Annotated in this window: 18 protein-coding genes and 1 tRNA gene; 12 read left to right on the top strand and 7 right to left on the bottom strand. The window is 65.0% G+C overall.

The genetic code is table 11. From position 1 onward, the window contains the following. The first annotated feature begins 175 nt into the window (after window positions 1-175). Window positions 176-628 (top strand): VOC family protein, encoded by a 453-nt coding sequence (locus XH84_RS30710; RefSeq protein WP_128921906.1) that lies wholly within the window; start codon window positions 176-178, stop codon window positions 626-628. Between the two features lie 289 nt (window positions 629-917). Beyond that, on the top strand, window positions 918-1556 hold the full coding sequence (locus XH84_RS30705) for a glutathione S-transferase family protein (RefSeq protein ID WP_128921907.1): 639 nt from the start codon (window positions 918-920) through the stop codon (window positions 1554-1556). Window positions 1557-1682: 126 nt separating this feature from the next. On the opposite strand, the gene XH84_RS30700 is transcribed toward XH84_RS30705, so the two are convergent. Genes XH84_RS30700 through XH84_RS30690 form a run of 3 tightly spaced genes read right to left on the bottom strand, consistent with a single transcriptional unit; the run spans window position 1683 to window position 2415 of the window. Then, entirely contained in the window at window positions 1683-1850 is a 168-nt protein-coding gene (locus XH84_RS30700) for a hypothetical protein (protein WP_128921908.1), read from the bottom strand. Between the two features lie 5 nt (window positions 1851-1855). After that, window positions 1856-2104 (bottom strand): hypothetical protein, encoded by a 249-nt coding sequence (locus XH84_RS30695; protein WP_128921909.1) that lies wholly within the window; start codon window positions 2102-2104, stop codon window positions 1856-1858. Between the two features lie 56 nt (window positions 2105-2160). Continuing rightward, window positions 2161-2415: a PilZ domain-containing protein gene (locus XH84_RS30690; protein ID WP_128921910.1), complete on the bottom strand. Its 255-nt coding sequence runs from the start codon at window positions 2413-2415 to the stop codon at window positions 2161-2163. Between the two features lie 226 nt (window positions 2416-2641). On the opposite strand from XH84_RS30690, the gene XH84_RS30685 reads away from it, so the two are divergent. The 7 genes from XH84_RS30685 (at window position 2642) to XH84_RS30655 (ending at window position 8347) form a co-directional block, all read left to right on the top strand. Next, window positions 2642-2716: transfer RNA gene (locus XH84_RS30685), tRNA-Glu, on the top strand. A 238-nt stretch (window positions 2717-2954) separates the two neighbouring features. After that, window positions 2955-3515 (top strand): hypothetical protein, encoded by a 561-nt coding sequence (locus tag XH84_RS30680; protein WP_245471899.1) that lies wholly within the window; start codon window positions 2955-2957, stop codon window positions 3513-3515. 215 nt (window positions 3516-3730) lie between these two features. Beyond that, window positions 3731-4357, top strand: coding sequence for a PilZ domain-containing protein (locus tag XH84_RS30675; RefSeq protein WP_128921912.1), 627 nt, complete (start codon window positions 3731-3733; stop codon window positions 4355-4357). Between the two features lie 165 nt (window positions 4358-4522). Continuing rightward, a complete protein-coding gene (locus XH84_RS30670) occupies window positions 4523-4792 on the top strand; it encodes a hypothetical protein (RefSeq protein ID WP_128921913.1) in 270 nt (89 codons plus the stop codon). Between the two features lie 547 nt (window positions 4793-5339). Continuing rightward, on the top strand, window positions 5340-6380 hold the full coding sequence (locus XH84_RS30665; RefSeq protein WP_128921914.1) for a PrsW family glutamic-type intramembrane protease: 1041 nt from the start codon (window positions 5340-5342) through the stop codon (window positions 6378-6380). 69 nt (window positions 6381-6449) lie between these two features. Then, a complete protein-coding gene (locus XH84_RS30660) occupies window positions 6450-7028 on the top strand; it encodes an HdeD family acid-resistance protein (protein WP_128921915.1) in 579 nt (192 codons plus the stop codon). Between the two features lie 233 nt (window positions 7029-7261). After that, window positions 7262-8347 carry a 3-deoxy-7-phosphoheptulonate synthase gene (locus XH84_RS30655; protein WP_128921916.1) on the top strand — a complete coding sequence of 362 codons (1086 nt, stop codon included), beginning with the start codon at window positions 7262-7264 and terminating at the stop codon, window positions 8345-8347. A 57-nt stretch (window positions 8348-8404) separates the two neighbouring features. Here the strand turns inward: XH84_RS30655 and XH84_RS30650 are convergent, their stop codons facing one another. The 3 genes from XH84_RS30650 to epmA are packed head-to-tail and all read right to left on the bottom strand — an operon-like array spanning window position 8405 to window position 10846. Continuing rightward, window positions 8405-8656, bottom strand: coding sequence for a hypothetical protein (locus tag XH84_RS30650; protein ID WP_128921917.1), 252 nt, complete (start codon window positions 8654-8656; stop codon window positions 8405-8407). A gap of 31 nt (window positions 8657-8687) precedes the next feature. Further along, window positions 8688-9785: a lysine-2,3-aminomutase-like protein gene (locus XH84_RS30645; protein ID WP_128921918.1), complete on the bottom strand. Its 1098-nt coding sequence runs from the start codon at window positions 9783-9785 to the stop codon at window positions 8688-8690. Next, window positions 9782-10846 carry an EF-P lysine aminoacylase EpmA gene (gene epmA / locus XH84_RS30640; protein WP_128921919.1) on the bottom strand — a complete coding sequence of 355 codons (1065 nt, stop codon included), beginning with the start codon at window positions 10844-10846 and terminating at the stop codon, window positions 9782-9784. Before epmA ends, XH84_RS30645 begins: the two co-directional genes overlap by 4 nt. A gap of 162 nt (window positions 10847-11008) precedes the next feature. Between epmA and efp the strand changes: the two genes are divergently transcribed. The 3 genes from efp to XH84_RS30625 all read left to right on the top strand — a co-directional run bounded on the left by efp (window position 11009) and on the right by XH84_RS30625 (window position 14294). Further along, complete coding sequence (efp, locus tag XH84_RS30635; protein WP_027557928.1) at window positions 11009-11575, top strand: elongation factor P; 567 nt, start codon at window positions 11009-11011, stop codon at window positions 11573-11575. Between the two features lie 24 nt (window positions 11576-11599). After that, window positions 11600-13219, top strand: coding sequence for a M23 family peptidase (locus XH84_RS30630; RefSeq protein ID WP_128921920.1), 1620 nt, complete (start codon window positions 11600-11602; stop codon window positions 13217-13219). Between the two features lie 82 nt (window positions 13220-13301). Continuing rightward, entirely contained in the window at window positions 13302-14294 is a 993-nt protein-coding gene (locus tag XH84_RS30625; RefSeq protein WP_128921921.1) for a DUF808 domain-containing protein, read from the top strand. A 24-nt stretch (window positions 14295-14318) separates the two neighbouring features. Here the strand turns inward: XH84_RS30625 and XH84_RS30620 are convergent, their stop codons facing one another. Then, window positions 14319-14822 (bottom strand): cupin domain-containing protein, encoded by a 504-nt coding sequence (locus XH84_RS30620; protein ID WP_128921922.1) that lies wholly within the window; start codon window positions 14820-14822, stop codon window positions 14319-14321. Window positions 14823-14830: the final 8 nt, after the last annotated feature.

Raw genomic sequence — 14830 nt, 5'->3', positions numbered from 1 at the left:
GCTCGCGCTGAGGAGCTGTATGGCCTTCGGAGATGAGAAAGCCCCCACGCAAAGGGCACGAGGTGGCACGTAATTGTCACGCAACACCCCTGCACCGCTCCGGAATTTACTGCTATTTGTTGCCCGTCGTGCCGAAATGGGCGGAAATACCAACGTTCTGACAAGGATAAGAAACATGCGATATCTCCACACCATGCTGCGCGTGCGCAATCTCGATGTCGCGCTGAAGTTTTACCAGGATGCGCTGGGCCTGAAGGAGGTACGGCGGATCGAGAATGACAAGGGACGGTTCACGCTTGTCTTCCTGTGCTCGGCGGACGATCTCGAGGGACTGAAGAAGCAGCCGCAGACGCGCGGCGCGCCGCTGGTCGAGCTCACTTATAATTGGGACGAGGAGAAGTACGGCGAGGATCGCTTCTTCGGCCATCTCGCCTATGAGGTCGACGACATCTACGCCACTTGCGAGAAGCTGATGAAGGCCGGCGTCACCATCAACCGGCCGCCGCGCGATGGCAACATGGCCTTCGTCCGCTCGCCGGACCTGCACTCGATCGAGCTCCTGCAGAAGGGCGAGCCGAAGCCGCCGCAGGAGCCCTGGGCGTCGATGCCCAACACCGGGCATTGGTAGGGTCGCGGGACAGGAACAAGCGCTTAGCCCCAGCGTTCACCCTCCGACAATGCGATTGGAGGAGGAAACCATGGGACGCGGAATTCTGCTGTGGCTGCTGGGCGTGCCGATTCCGGTGATCATTCTGTTGTGGCTGTTCTTCGGCCGCTGAGCGACAGGTTCGACGTTGCAATGAAAGCTCCGCCGCGTGCGGAGCTTTTTGCATGAGAGGCGCGCTGCAATCGTATCGCGCGCTTCTGGAAATTCCGCTATCACCCGCGCAAAGCGATAACGCCGCGGGAGACGCCTGATGCCTGACACCAAGCCGACGATCTGGGGCCGCGCCAATTCGGTCAACGTGCAGAAAGTGCTGTGGTGCCTGACCGAGCTCGGCCTCGCCTACGAGCGCATCGATGCCGGCATGAGTTACGGCAGGACGCGCGAGGCCGAGTATCTGGCGATGAACCCCAACGCGCGGATCCCGACGCTGGTCGAGGGCGACTTCGTGCTGTGGGAATCCAATTCGATCATGCGCTATCTCTGCCTCGCGCACGCAAGCGGCACGCCGATCTATCCCGAAGCGCCGAAGCAGCGCGCCTCGATCGATCGCTGGCTCGACTGGACGCTGTCGACGGTGCAGCCGGTCGACCGCCCGGTGTTCTGGGCCATCGTGCGCACGGCACCCGCCGAGCGCGACATGATCCAGGTGCAGCGCGATGCCGATGCCGCCGCCGAGGTCTGGGCCATCGCCGACCGCCTGCTCTCTTCGCGCCGGTTCATGGAAGGCGATGCCTTCACGCTCGCCGACATCGCACTCGGCTGCTATGCGCGGCGCTGGCTCGGGGTCGAGGGCATCAGCCGGCCGGCGCAGCCGCATCTAACGCGCTGGCTCGCCGAGCTCGGCAAACGGCCCGGATTTGCACAACATGTCGCACCGCCGATGTCGTGAGCCGGCGGCGCGGCGTAAGCTGCGGTGGGAGCGCGACAAATCCGCGTTTCGGCGCAGGCGACAAGCGTCAACTCGGCACTTGACGGCTACTGTGCATGGGGTTGTTTTCGCGTTTTTGTCTTTGGCCTAGAGCCAGCCGCGCTCGACCAGCAGCACGCAGATGATCAGCACCAAGGTCACCGCCGCGGTCGCCAGCCGCGCCGCCCAGCTCAGACCTCGGCCGACCCACCACAGCAGCGCGCAATACATCACGATGGGAACGATGAGGTCGAGGCGCAGTAGATCCGCCGGCATGGATCTTAGCGCCTCACGGTGGTGTCGATGCTGATCGAGCCGCCGATCTTCACGCAGGTCCCGGTGCCCTCGACCATGACGAAGCGCGGGCCATAGGAGGCGCAGGAGCCCGGCCTTGCCTTGGCGGCCGTGCCCTTCAGCGGCACATTAGTCGTGCCCGCCTGGGGCCGCTCGGCAGGCGGCAGACGCAGGTCCTCCGCCGCGGCGGCGGATGTGACGAGCAACGAGATCAGGACGAGGAGCGACCTGCGCATGGCGGCGTTCTAGCCCGGACGGGCGCGGCGCGCCATCGGGGCGGCCGCAGTCGCGATCAGATGAACTTGATGCCGGCCGATTTGCCGCGGCGCCAGACCACTTGGCAGCTCCGCCCGGTGCGCGCATCGCGTGCGAAGGCGATCCGGATCACGCCCGGGAGCTGGCTCGCGTCCTCGTCCATCGTGATCTTGGCGCCCGAATCCGAGATGTCCTGGACCAGGCAATGCCGCGCGGCGAAGCCGCCGTCGAGCGTGATCCAGGCGTGCTGCGACAGCAGCTTGCGGGCTGCGCGCTTCTTCGGCGGTGGCATTGGCGAGAGATCTCCCGCTCCAGCGCTACTCAGGGAACCCTAAGAAACCGTTGAAATCGCCTTCTGATCATCCCGGGATCGGCGCTGTCCACCGGGGCCAAAAGACCGGCCCCGAACGGCTTGCCCGGAGGCAGAAAGGCCACTATACGTTCGCCCGCTGCAAGCCGCCGGGCCCTGTTCGGTCGGCCAGCGGCCGTGCCGGGAACAACGGCAAGGCCCTGCGTTTGCTCCCTTCGTCTATCGGTTAGGACGCCACCCTTTCACGGTGGAGAGAGCGGTTCGATTCCGCTAGGGAGCGCCAGTGCGCAGGCGATGAACGCGCCGGATGAGAGCTGGCACGGCAGCCGAACGGCAATTTCCGCTGCTTCCGCATGAACCTCCCCACCGCTCGCCGCCGACCAATGTCAGTTGGAACCGGTCCTGGCCATGCGCAGCGCTACCCCGAAATTGAAGCTTCGTCCGGCGCGTCCGCAATGACGCCGGACCTTCCGCCATGGCTGGGCCATTCTCGCCCGCATCCATCGGACCGGCGCGCCAGGATGCTGGAGCACATGGCACGCACGAGATCGCCTCCGCAGCTCCATGCAGATCTTGCGCCGGCCGCGCCCGTGCCGCCAGGCCGGATCGCCCGGGACGTCCTCGGCGATATCATCGGCCGCGTCATCCTGTTCGGTGTCGTCGCCCTGCTCTTCCAGTCGCGCATCCCTCTCTATTTGGGAGCGTTCATCTTCCTGACCGACGGCGAGCGCATTGAAAGCGCCCTGGCAGGGATCGGTATCCGCTTCGAGCCCGCAACGATCGGCCCAGACATCGTCAAGCGCTCCGCATTCTGGTTCGGATGGTTCGCGTTGCTCGCCGCCTTGAAAGGCTCCGTCCCTGCCTGGCTCGCGCCGTGGATGCCTCCGACGGAGTCATGGTCTTTCCTCGCCGGGATCGCTCTCTTGCTCGCCATCGTCGAAGCATTCACGGCGCTCGCGTTGCGGCGCGCATTGCCGCAATTGGGATTGCAGATCAGCCCGGACGGCCTGACATGGACGACGATCCAGTTCGCCATGGCCGTTGGCGCATTGGCCTTGCTGGTGCTGTTCGGATTTCCCTAGGCGTCGCGCAACGCGATTGCTCCACCACGCCCGCAATGACGAGGTTGTGAGAAAGCCTGTAGCAAAGCGGGTCCTTATGTCGCGCCTTTCTCTGCGCTATCGAGGCGCGCGTTTACCAGAAATTTACCCCCGCTTTTGTGCGTTGGTATCATTTACTTAGAATTTGACCGCTACCGTGGAATTACGGAATCGATCCCGAACATCATTGGTCCCCCATGTCCGTCGCAGAGTTCCTCAGGCAGCGCGCAGTGGACGTCAGCGTGAACGGCAGCTACTCGCTGCCGCGCTGGTATGATTGCGAGGGCAAGCTGCGCAGCTTCGCTTGCCGGACCAAGCGCGTCTCACCGTTCCGCATGATCGTGGACGTGCCTGTCGTCGGCAAGGTCGGCGAGCGCCTCACGTCCTATTTCCAGGATTTCGGCGAATTCCAATGCACGATCAGCGCGACGCTGAAGTCGGGCTTCCTGATGGAGCTCGACATGACGCGGGCGCGGCGCGCCTGGATGTCGGAAAAGCTGACATGGCTGGAGAAAAAGCAGAGGGACGACAGCGTCCAGGAGTTGCGGCGGGACGCCCGTTTCGTTCCCCAGGTCTCGCACACCTTCCTGACCCTCGCCGACGGCAGCATCCATCCCTGCTTCATCATCGACGTCTCCACGGCCGGCGTCGCGATCTCGTGCGAGTACGACCCGCCGGTGGGAACGGCGCTTGCCGTCGGCGCCTGCGTGGGACGGGTCATCCGCAAATTCGACAACGGCTTCGCGGTCAAATTCGCCGAAAAGCAGTCGCGAGACGATCTGGTCCGCCTCATTGTGCGCTCGCCGCTGCAGCAGTCGGCCTGAGCCGGGCCGACCGCCCCTAAATTTCGATTAAATCGGCAGGCGGCCGCGCGTCCGGCCGTCCTGCCTCCGCATCGCCGCCCTATCGCGGCCCCATTGCGGGATCAGCTTTTGTCGGTCCGTGCCTCACGCCGGACGTCATGTGCAGACTTGCGATCGGGGGACCGGATGGCAGTCGACAAGATCACGCTTGATAAGACCACGGTTGATAAGGTCACGTGGGACAGGGTCGGTCGGGTCACCGAGCCCGGACGCTACATGTACACCTTCGGCTGGCTTACCATCACCGCCGGCGATCTGGAGATCTGGAAACTCTACCCACAGGCCGCGTTCACGCTGCTGGCGCAACCGGGTGGCTCGGACGCATCTCTTGGCGAAGAATTCCATCTCGGCACCTTCGACGTCGCCCCCGGCGCGCCGCCGTTCACCACCCACTGACAGCGGAAAGCGCCGGCCGTCGCGGGAACGCATGGCATGGGCGTTGCTTTATCATCGCCATGATACACATCCCCGCCGTCGACCAGGCCCTCCTGCTGTTGCTCATCGTGTTCTGCCTCGGTACGTGCCTCGTGCGCGCCTTCTGGGAGCTGGAACAGGCGCGGACGCGCCGGATCGCCTCACCGCGCCCCGGGGACTCAAGACGCAACTAGCTGGCCTGCCCGGCCATTCCCGCTTCAGGATCTGTCCCGCCTTGGGCGCTCCACCGGGCTTGGCGGGAGCTACGCGGCGAATCAAAGAAACCTGCGCATATCGTTGATCTAGCTTACCAATCGTGCTCCGATCTCGGCCGGCGCGGCCGTTGCCATGGCTGACGAACTCGTTCTGTGATGCAATTGATTACGCTTGTATTCTACAGACCGGAGCGGGCGACGGCGGATGAACGGAAGCTGTCGCGCTCGTTAAGTGAGCCGACAGCGGGCGCATGACACATGGTCGCATCGGTGAATGTAGATAAGCGGACCAAGGGAACCTATTTTCGGCGCCGATGTACCTGATCGAAGCGTTGCCCACCGTCATCGGAACTGCTGCCATCGCCCCGGCGCTGCTGGTGCTGTGGCTCGTCATCGCTGCTGAAGAGCGCCCCGGCCCGCCGGCCCAGGTCTGGACCGCATTCCTGTTAGGTGCGGCCAGCATCTCGCTGCTGGGCCTCGCCCGGGCCCCCTTCGCCAAGATGGTCGCAGCTCCCGACGACCCCTGGGCGGCGCTGGCCATGCATTCGATCTTCGGCGTCGCGCTGCCTGAGGAAGCCGTCAAGGTGATCGCCATCGTGGTGGTGTCCTCGACCAAGCGGCGGACCTTTGCCAACCCGATGGACACCGTGGTCTATGGCGCCGCGGTCGGCCTCGGCTTCGCCGCTTACGAGAACCTGGCTTATCTGGTTCAGCACGCCGAGATGTGGCGCTCGCTGGCCGCCTTGCGCAGCGTGCTGACCGTGCCGTTCCACGGCGCGCTCGGCATCATCGCGGGCGCCTACCTGACGATCGCGCGCGCCGGGACGGCACTGGGCGCGAACCGCCACCATCGCGACTGGGCTCGCCTCTCCAGCCGCCTCCTGATGCTGGCCGGCCCGCTCGCGCTGCATTCGGCCTTCGACTTTCCGCTGCTGACCTTGCAAAAAATGCCCGACCTCGATCCGACGCTGCGGATGTGGCTGGGGGCTGCAAGCCTGCTGGTCGGCTTCAGCTCGATCGCCTTTGCGATCCGCCTGGTCCGGCGCGTCGCCCGCCACCACGCACCCCGGACCGATGTCGCACGGGAGCGGCTCAGCCAGCTTCGCCGGATGTGGGCGCTGCTGCTCGCCGGCGGCGGCGTCGGCTTTCTCGGCCTCGCCTTTGTGCTGACCTCGATCCATCACTGGCTGATCAACCCCGAGCGCAACCTGACGCTGGCCCTGATCCCGATCGGCTTCGTTTCGATCCTGCTCGGCCTCGCTCTTCTGGTTGTCACAACCGCGATCTACATTCTCGGCCGCAACCGCATCCGCACCAGCGCGGAAGGTTTTTCCTCGGCGCCCGGGGGCGGTTGATCCACCGCATGGCAAGCGCGCCGCGCGCGTACTAGATTGAGTGCTGACCTTTCGATCTGGAGTCTGCCGATGACATCGCCCGAGGATTTTTCACGGCTGCAATCCGCCATGAACCAGACCGTCAAGGCGCATTGGAAGGCCTTCCTGTTCGAAGGCATCCTGCTCGCCGTTCTCGGCGTCGCGGCGCTGATCCTGCCGCCGCTCGCAAGCCTTGCGATCGCGATCTTCCTCGGCTGGATGTTCCTGATCAGCGGCATCGGCGGGCTGATCGCGACCTATTGGGCGCGCAACACGCCAGGCTTCTGGTGGTCGCTGATCTCGGCTGCGCTCGCCGTGCTCACCGGCATGCTGCTGCTGGCCCGGCCGATCCAGGCTGTGCTGACGCTCACCATCGTGCTCGGCGCCTACTTCCTCGCCGAAGGCGTCGCCACCATCATGTACGCACTGGAGCACCGCCGCGAGCCAGGCAGCCGCTGGTCGTGGCTGCTGATCTCGGGCCTCGTCGACATCGCGATCTCGTTCATGGTGATCACGGGGCTGCCGAGCTCCGCGGAATGGGCCATCGGCATCCTCGTCGGTATCAATCTGCTGTTCGGCGGCGCCAGCCTGATCGGCATGGCGATGGCAGCGCGCAACAGCAACACCTGAGGCGCCTCGTCGCCCTCTGCGCCGATTGGGGGGTGACAAGCCGCCAATGGCGCGCTATATGGCCTGCCATGATCACCGTCGCCACCAGCTATTTTTGGTACTTTAGCTACGACAGCTCGCTGGCGGCAGGAGGATCGCGCTCAATCTGAATATTGAAGCAAACGTCCGAACAAGCCGCCAGACCTGGCGGCTTTTTTGTTGGCCGGCAGGTTCGAAACAGACAGGAGCCCGCCGTGCTGAGCACGACCGACGATCTTCGTATCCGCGAACTGAAAGAGCTGAGCAGCCCGGAAGAGGTGATGCGGGAGGTCCCGCGCACGCTCACCGCCACGCGCGTGGTCATGGCCGCGCGCAACGCCATCCATGCCATCCTGAGCAGCCAGGACGATCGTCTTCTCGTCGTCGTCGGCCCCTGCTCGGTGCATGATCCCAGGGCCGCGCTCGACTACGCCGAGCGCCTCACGAAGATGCGTGAAGACCTCGCCGATCAGCTCGAGATCGTGATGCGGGTCTATTTCGAGAAGCCGCGCACCACGGTCGGCTGGAAGGGCCTGATCAACGATCCCGATCTCGACGGTAGCTTCGACATCAACAAGGGTCTGCGGCTGGCGCGCAACGTGCTGTCGGCGGTGAACAATCTCGGCCTGCCCGCCGGGACGGAATTCCTCGACATGACGACGCCGCAATACATCGCCGACCTCGTGTCCTGGGCCGCGATCGGCGCGCGCACCACCGAAAGCCAGATCCACCGCGAGCTGGCTTCCGGGCTGTCGTGTCCGGTCGGCTTCAAGAACGGCACGGACGGCAATGTGCGGATCGCAGCGGACGCGGTGAAATCAGCCTCGCATCCGCATCATTTCATGGCGGTCACAAAACTCGGCCGCTCGGCGATCGCCTCGACCGCTGGCAACGAGGACTGCCACATCATCCTGCGCGGCGGCAGCAAGCCGAACTATGACGCGGCAAGCGTCGCGGCCGCCTGCAACGAGTTGACCAAATCCGGCGTCGCGCCGCTCGTGATGGTCGATGCAAGCCACGCCAATTCGAGCAAGAAGCCGGAGAACCAGCCGCAGGTCGCGGCCGACATCGCCGGTCAGATCGCCGGCGGCGAAAACCGCATCATGGGCGTGATGGTCGAGAGCAATCTCGTTGCCGGCCGCCAGGACGTGGTGCCGGGCAAGCCGCTCGTCTACGGCCAGAGCATCACCGATGGCTGCATCGATTGGCCGACCACGGCGACCGTGCTCGAGCAGCTCGCCGACGCGGTCGAGGTCCGCCGCAACACCCGCCGTGCCGGTCTGCACGAGCGGTCGGCATAAGGCCCAAGCAAATGCGGGCGGGGCGAGTCGTGGCGCCCTGCCCGCAACTGTCATGGATCAGCAGCCGCGGCAGATGCTCTTGATCTTCTTGTCGAGCGCCTGATTTTCCTTGCTGAGCGGATCGTTCGGATCGCTCACATTCTTCTCGCTCGGCACGTCCGAGACGCGCGGCTGGCGATGGCCCACGGGAGCCTGCGGCAGAGAGCCGGGGCTGGCACCGCCCGACGTCGATCCCTTGGTCCCGGTCTGCGCAATCGCCGCGCCGCCCAGCAAGACCACGAGCGATGCTGCCAGCATGATCTTCTTCATGTCCGTTCCTCCATTCTCTAACCGGCGCTTCTCACCGCTCAGGCGGATAGAGATGAACGTCGCCGCAATAGTCCACGATACGATAGCGTGTTTCGGCTGCCGCTTCACCCGCATCGGGTGCGGTATTTTGCGGCGCCGATATATAGCTCGGCCCCACCGGCGACTTGCCGGCGCCGCCCGGAATGTCGATGACATAATCTGGCTGACACAGTCCTGACACGCGTCCGCGCAGCTGCCGCATCAAGTCCTGCCCCTCCGCCAGCGTCGTTCGCAAATGCGCAGTGCCCGGCGCGAGATCGCCGTGATGCAGATAATAGGGCTTGATCCGGCATTCGACGAAAGCTCGCATCAAATCCGACAGAGCGGCGATGTTGTCATTGACCCCGCGCAAAAGCACGGACTGGCTCACCAATGGAATTCCGGAATCGACGAGCCGCGCGCAGGCGGCACGCGCCGGCCCCGCCAATTCGCGCGCATGATTGGCATGCACGGCCACCCAGGTGGTCGCGCCCTCGACCTTGAGCGCCGCAACCAACTCGTCGCTGATGCGGGCGGGCTCGGCCACGGGCACGCGGGTGTGGAGCCGGATGACCTTGACGTGTTCGATGGCCGCGAGGTCGGCCATGATCTCGCCCATCCGTCGCGGCGACAGCATCAGGGGATCGCCGCCGGTCAGGATCACTTCCCAGATCTCGTGATGCGAACGGATGTAATCGATCGCCGCGCGATAGGCACTGTCCGACAGCGCGCTCTCCTTGCCGGGCCCCACCATCTCGCGGCGGAAGCAGAAGCGGCAATAGACGGCGCAGACGTGAACGAGCTTGAACAAGACGCGATCGGGATAGCGATGCACGATGCCGGGAACCGGTGAGCGCGGATGATCGCCGATCGGATCGGCGCTCTCGCCCGGCTGCATCTCCAGCTCCGCGGCCGTCGGAACGAACTGCCGGGCTATAGGATCGTCCGGATCGGACGTGTCGATCAGGTCGATCAGCGCCGGCGTGATCGCGACCGCATAGCGCGCGGCCACGCGCTCGAGCGCGGGCAGCGCTGCGGCCGGAGCAAGATGCTCGGCCACAAGCTCGGCCGGCTCACGCAAGGTACGTGCAAGATTGGTCGTCTTCGTCATGTCTCACTTGACGTTTCATTTGCAGGCGGTGTCCACACCACCTGGTCAATTCGCGATGCACCGCTCGCCAGCATCACCAGCCGGTCGAAGCCGAGCGCAACGCCGCTCGCCTCCGGCATTGCCGCAACAGCGGCCAGAAAATCCTCGTCCAGCGGATAGGCTTCGCCGTAGCGGCGCTGCTTCTCAATCATCGATTCCGTGAAGCGTTTGCGTTGCTCCTCGGCATCGGTCAGTTCCCCAAAGCCGTTGGCGAGCTCGACGCCGCACGCATAAACCTCGAAGCGCTCGGCAACCCTGGGATCCCCAGTCTTCACCCGCGCCAGCGCCGCCTCTGGAGATGGGTATTCGAACAGGATGGTCAAACGCCCCTGCCCCAGATGCGGCTCGACATGCTCGACCAGGACCTTGCTGAAGATGTCGGACCAGGTGTCGTCCTCGGCTATTCGAACTTTTCCGTCGGCCGCTCCGGCGAGCGCGGCACGGTTACCCTCGCTGGCCGAGATTGTCGACAGCAGGTCGATGCCGGCGAACCGCTCGAAGGCCCCTGCGACCGTCAGAAGCTCCGGCTCGGCGAAGGGATCGGCGGTCCGACCCCGGAACGAGAAGGTCCCGATCCCAGTCGCCTGCGCGGCCCGGGCGATGACCACCACGGTGTCGGCCATGATGGCGTCATAGGGGGCGCCTGCCCGATACCATTCCAGCATGGTGAACTCGGGCAGATGCAGGTCGCCGCGCTCGCGGTCCCGGAACACCCGGGCGAGCTCGAAGATCCGCGTCTCGCCGGCCGCCAGCAGCTTCTTGCAGGCGAATTCGGGCGACGTCCGCAAGTAACGGCTGGCGCGGCTGCCGTCCGGGCGCATCAGCTCGGTCCGGGGGGCGTGCAAATGGGTCTCATTGCCCGGGGAGACCTGGAGAACGGAGGTTTCGACCTCGACGAAGCCCTGCTCGGCGAAAAAGCCCCGTATTGCTCCGGTAATGGCCCCCCTTGCCCTCAGGAAGGGCCGCCGGTCGAGGTGGCGGTCGGGCGACCAGAACGGCGAGATGGGCTTGTCCCCAGCCATTAACCGACCGCCCCAGCCGCGAGCAAAACGCTGGCATCTAACGGCAAAATCAGTATGTTGCGGCCCGAAACGGGCGCCGAGGTCCGATTTGAGGCCCCAAGTCCCCCATCGATCTGATCATGTCCTGGCCGGTGCCGGGCCAAGCAAGCAGGAAATATAGCTTTGAGAGTCATCGCCAGTTCTATTCGCAAAGGCAACGTGATCGAGCAAGACGGCAAGCTCTATGTCGTCGTGAGCGCCGAAAACATCCACCCCGGCAAGGGCACCCCGGTCAGCCAGATCGAAATGCGCCGAATCTCGGACGGGGTAAAGATCTCCGAGCGCTACAAGACCACCGATCAGGTCGAAAAGGCCACCATCGAAGAGCGCAATTACACGTTCCTGTATGAAGATGGCGACGGCTTCCACTTCATGAACCCGGAAACCTATGACCAGGTCCAGGTCTCCAAGGACGTCGTCGGCGATGCGGCCGCGTATCTTCAGCCGGACATGACCGTCAAGCTGTCGACCCACGACGTCAACGTGGTCTCGCTCGCGCTGCCGCAGCGCGTGACGCTGGAAGTGGTCGAGACCGAGCCGGTGACCAAGGGCCAGACCGCCTCCTCGTCCTACAAGCCCGCGGTGCTCTCCAACGGCGTGCGCACCACCGTGCCGCCGCACATCTCGGTCGGCACCCGCATCGTGGTGATGACCGAAGACGGCTCCTATTCCGAGCGCGCCAAGGACTGACGGGGAACAGAGCGGTCGCAACAGGTGGCGCCGGGGGGCGAGACAGTGGTTAGGAAGGTTTTCCGCTTCGTCTCGCACCTTCTGTCGCTTTCGCTCCTCATTGCCTCGCCGCTCGCTGCGGATGAATTCCGCAGCCCCTCGCTCACGGCTCTGCGCGTCGATTGGCGCGCAGCGCTGGACCAGCTTCGCACCGAGATCAACAGCCGCCCCCGGGTCGCGGACGACTTCAGCTTCGCACCTCGCCATTTGGTGCCGCGCTACGATCCGCGCGCGACGCCCGCGCTGGTGCAGCTCAACGCGGTCTCCTCGCGCTTCTTCACCGGCATCACCCGCAGTCCCGTGCCCGTGCTGCTGCCGTTCGACGCCGCCGCCTACCTCGAGGCCCAGCGCAGCGGCGCGCCGGCGACGCTCGCCCTCTCGCGCTACCAGGCGGACTTCAATCCCGTCGACATGTTCGATGCCGGTCCGGCCGGCTATAGCGCGACCTTCTCGCTCGAGCCCGGCGCCGGTGACGGCATGCCGGCTCGCGTGTTCGCACGGCCGGTCGAAGTGCAGATCACGGGCTCGGCGCTCATCTATGACATCGCCGATCCCTCAGGTGGCAAAGGCGAGCCGGTCAAACCGCTCGCGACGCTCTATCCGGACCTGCGAAGATTCATCCGCGAGGGCTATGTCCGCTACGCCTTCACGCGCTTCGGCGTTGCCTATGTGGTGTCGATCCAATGCCTCGACAGCGTCGCCAAGCCGCGGCGGCTCGCCTGCAAGGAAGCCTATCCGGTCGCCGAACGCTTCCTGAAGGCCCTGCGTGTCGCCGGAGGCCAGCGCATGCGGCCATCGACGGACATTGCCTCCAACATCCTCGATCGTCCGGCGGAGCGTTCAGCGGACTTCGGCTACCGGCCGAGCGGCGACATCATCCCGAACACCGGTTACCGCAAGCAAGGCGGCCATCCCGACGTGATGGCCTATGCCCAGATCCGCTTTCCCCTCGAAAAGGCACCCGCCTTCGTGCGCTCGCAATCCTACGGCAAGCGCGACAAGAACGATGGTCCGACCGCCTATGCCTGGCGCGACAATTTCTGCGAGTCGCGCAGTTTCGAGGTGGGGCAATGTGACGGAGGCTATGGCCACCAAGGTGAGGACATCCGCGCCGCCGACTGCCCGCCCCCCGGCGAAGGCCGCGAGCCCTGCGATCCCAAGCAGCGCGGCGTCGTCGCCGTGCGCGACGCCATCGTGATCCGCGGGGCCAAGGACCAGGCCGCGACGCTTCAGGTCAACAGCCGTACCGAGCACATCCGCTTCCGCTACATGCACATGAACCCGCATGCGATGAACGCCGACGGCGTGCTCGATGGCCGCATCGTCACCGAAGGCGAGAAGATCGGTGTGATCTCGAACTATCTCGACCATCCCGCCGGAACGTCGCTGCACCTGCATTTCGACGTGCAGGTGTTCACCCGCGACGGCTGGATCTGGGTCAGCCCCTACGTCACCCTGGTCTCCGCCTATGAACGCCTGATCCACGCCCGCGGCCGCGAGGTTGGACCGGAGATCGCGGTCACGGCACAGCCGGTCGCCCATGCGCTGCCGGACGACGTGATCAAGCCCGACCAGCGCGAAGGATCGAGCGGCGAGGACAACTGACGGCTTGCCCCGCTCAAGGCCGGGCAGCGCAAGAGCTGTTGCCGCGCACATCGCCGGCTCGAACGAACAAAGGACAGGGTCGATGAGTGTCGGACTGATCGGTCTTCTCGACGACATCGCGGCGATTGCAAAGGTAGCGGTAGCCTCGCTCGACGATGTGGCGGGCCAGGCCGCCAAAGCAGGCACGAAAGCGGCTGGCGTGGTCATCGATGACGCGGCCGTCACGCCGAACTATGTCATCGGTTTTGCCTCAAAACGCGAACTGCCGATCGTCGGCAAGATCGCGATCGGATCGCTACGCAACAAACTGCTGATCCTGCTGCCCATCGCCCTGCTGCTTGGTTATTTCCTTCCCGCCGCGGTCACGCCGCTGCTCATGCTGGGCGGCGCCTTCCTCTGCTACGAGGGTGCCGAGAAGGTGCTCGAAGCCCTGATGCCGCATCAGGCGCACCACCACGAAGCTCAACTCCAACCGATCGCGTTGGATGCCCGGTCGATCGAGGACGAGAAGGTCGCGAGCGCCATCAAGACGGATTTCATTCTGTCGGCGGAGATCATGGCGATCACGCTGGCGGCGATCCCCGCAGGCAGCATCTGGACGCAGGCGCTAGTGCTGGCGCTGGTCGGCTTCGGCATCACGGTCGGCGTCTACGGCGTGGTGGCCTTGATCGTGAAGGCGGATGATGCCGGGCTGGCCCTTGCGCGCTACGACGGCGCCTCATTCATTGGCGGCGCGATCCGCCTGCTTGGACGCGCGCTCGTCCGCGGTATGCCCACCTTCCTGACGGTGCTGAGCACCATCGGCACTGCCGCCATGATCTGGGTCGGCGGCGGCATCATCCTGCACGGCATCGAGAAATACGGCCCGCCCGTGGTCGGCCGCACGGTTCATGCCGCAACCGAGGCTGCCGCGCATGCCCTTCCATCGGTTGCCGGAATCATCGAATGGTCGCTCGAAGCCGCCATTTCAGGCGTGCTTGGACTGCTTGTCGGCGCACTTGCGATTCCGGCAGTCCAATACGGTCTCTCACCGGTCTGGGAACGGTTGAGGCGATCGCGGGATCGAGCGTCTTAGCTGCATCCGAACGATGCGTGCGAGCTACTCCAGGAACGTCGTGAGTTGCGCGCCCTCATCCGCCACGAACACCGCGATCAACTCCGCCGGCTCGGTCGCGCTGGCGTTGGCCGAAACCAGATGCGTCGAGCCCGGCGGCTCGAAGAAGGACTGGCCGACGCCGAACGTCTCGACCGGGCCACCGCCGAGTTGGGAGCGGATCTCGCCCTTGGTGATGGTGGCGGTCACCGAGCCTGCGTGTCGATGCGGCCGCGAAAACCCGCCGGGACCGTAGGACACGCGCACGATGGTGACGCGCTTGCCCGGGACGTTGGGCAGCGCGTAGGAGCCGATCGGCTCGACCTTGTCGAGCGGCGAACCATCCGCAGCGTTGGCGCAGAGCGGCGCCAGTGCGCCCGAGACAGTGTCCATCGTCATCGGAAGCGCTTTGCTAATTGCCAGCGCAAAGGCGAGCCCTGCGACGACGGCGAACGCCGTCGAATGCGACGGCGCGGGGCGTTGCACGGCAGAAGAACTCATTGCTGTCATCGCGACCT

The sequence above is a fragment of the Bradyrhizobium nanningense genome, from assembly GCF_004114535.1.
Taxonomy (GTDB): domain Bacteria; phylum Pseudomonadota; class Alphaproteobacteria; order Rhizobiales; family Xanthobacteraceae; genus Bradyrhizobium; species Bradyrhizobium nanningense.
This window is presented reverse-complemented; position numbering and strand designations above follow the sequence as displayed.

Excerpts from the sequence above, each read along its gene's own strand:
- XH84_RS30710 (WP_128921906.1), top strand. The coding sequence starts at position 176 with ATGCGATATCTCCACACCATGCTGCGCGTGCGCAATCTCGATGTCGCG.
- XH84_RS30705 (WP_128921907.1), top strand. The coding sequence starts at position 918 with ATGCCTGACACCAAGCCGACGATCTGGGGCCGCGCCAATTCGGTCAAC.
- XH84_RS30700 (WP_128921908.1), bottom strand. The coding sequence starts at position 1,850 with ATGCCGGCGGATCTACTGCGCCTCGACCTCATCGTTCCCATCGTGATG.
- XH84_RS30695 (WP_128921909.1), bottom strand. The coding sequence starts at position 2,104 with ATGCGCAGGTCGCTCCTCGTCCTGATCTCGTTGCTCGTCACATCCGCC.
- XH84_RS30690 (WP_128921910.1), bottom strand. The coding sequence starts at position 2,415 with ATGCCACCGCCGAAGAAGCGCGCAGCCCGCAAGCTGCTGTCGCAGCAC.
- XH84_RS30680 (WP_245471899.1), top strand. The coding sequence starts at position 2,955 with ATGCTGGAGCACATGGCACGCACGAGATCGCCTCCGCAGCTCCATGCA.
- XH84_RS30675 (WP_128921912.1), top strand. The coding sequence starts at position 3,731 with ATGTCCGTCGCAGAGTTCCTCAGGCAGCGCGCAGTGGACGTCAGCGTG.
- XH84_RS30670 (WP_128921913.1), top strand. The coding sequence starts at position 4,523 with ATGGCAGTCGACAAGATCACGCTTGATAAGACCACGGTTGATAAGGTC.
- XH84_RS30665 (WP_128921914.1), top strand. The coding sequence starts at position 5,340 with ATGTACCTGATCGAAGCGTTGCCCACCGTCATCGGAACTGCTGCCATC.
- XH84_RS30660 (WP_128921915.1), top strand. The coding sequence starts at position 6,450 with ATGACATCGCCCGAGGATTTTTCACGGCTGCAATCCGCCATGAACCAG.
- XH84_RS30650 (WP_128921917.1), bottom strand. The coding sequence starts at position 8,656 with ATGAAGAAGATCATGCTGGCAGCATCGCTCGTGGTCTTGCTGGGCGGC.
- XH84_RS30645 (WP_128921918.1), bottom strand. The coding sequence starts at position 9,785 with ATGACGAAGACGACCAATCTTGCACGTACCTTGCGTGAGCCGGCCGAG.
- epmA (WP_128921919.1), bottom strand. The coding sequence starts at position 10,846 with ATGGCTGGGGACAAGCCCATCTCGCCGTTCTGGTCGCCCGACCGCCAC.
- XH84_RS30625 (WP_128921921.1), top strand. The coding sequence starts at position 13,302 with ATGAGTGTCGGACTGATCGGTCTTCTCGACGACATCGCGGCGATTGCA.
- XH84_RS30620 (WP_128921922.1), bottom strand. The coding sequence starts at position 14,822 with ATGACAGCAATGAGTTCTTCTGCCGTGCAACGCCCCGCGCCGTCGCAT.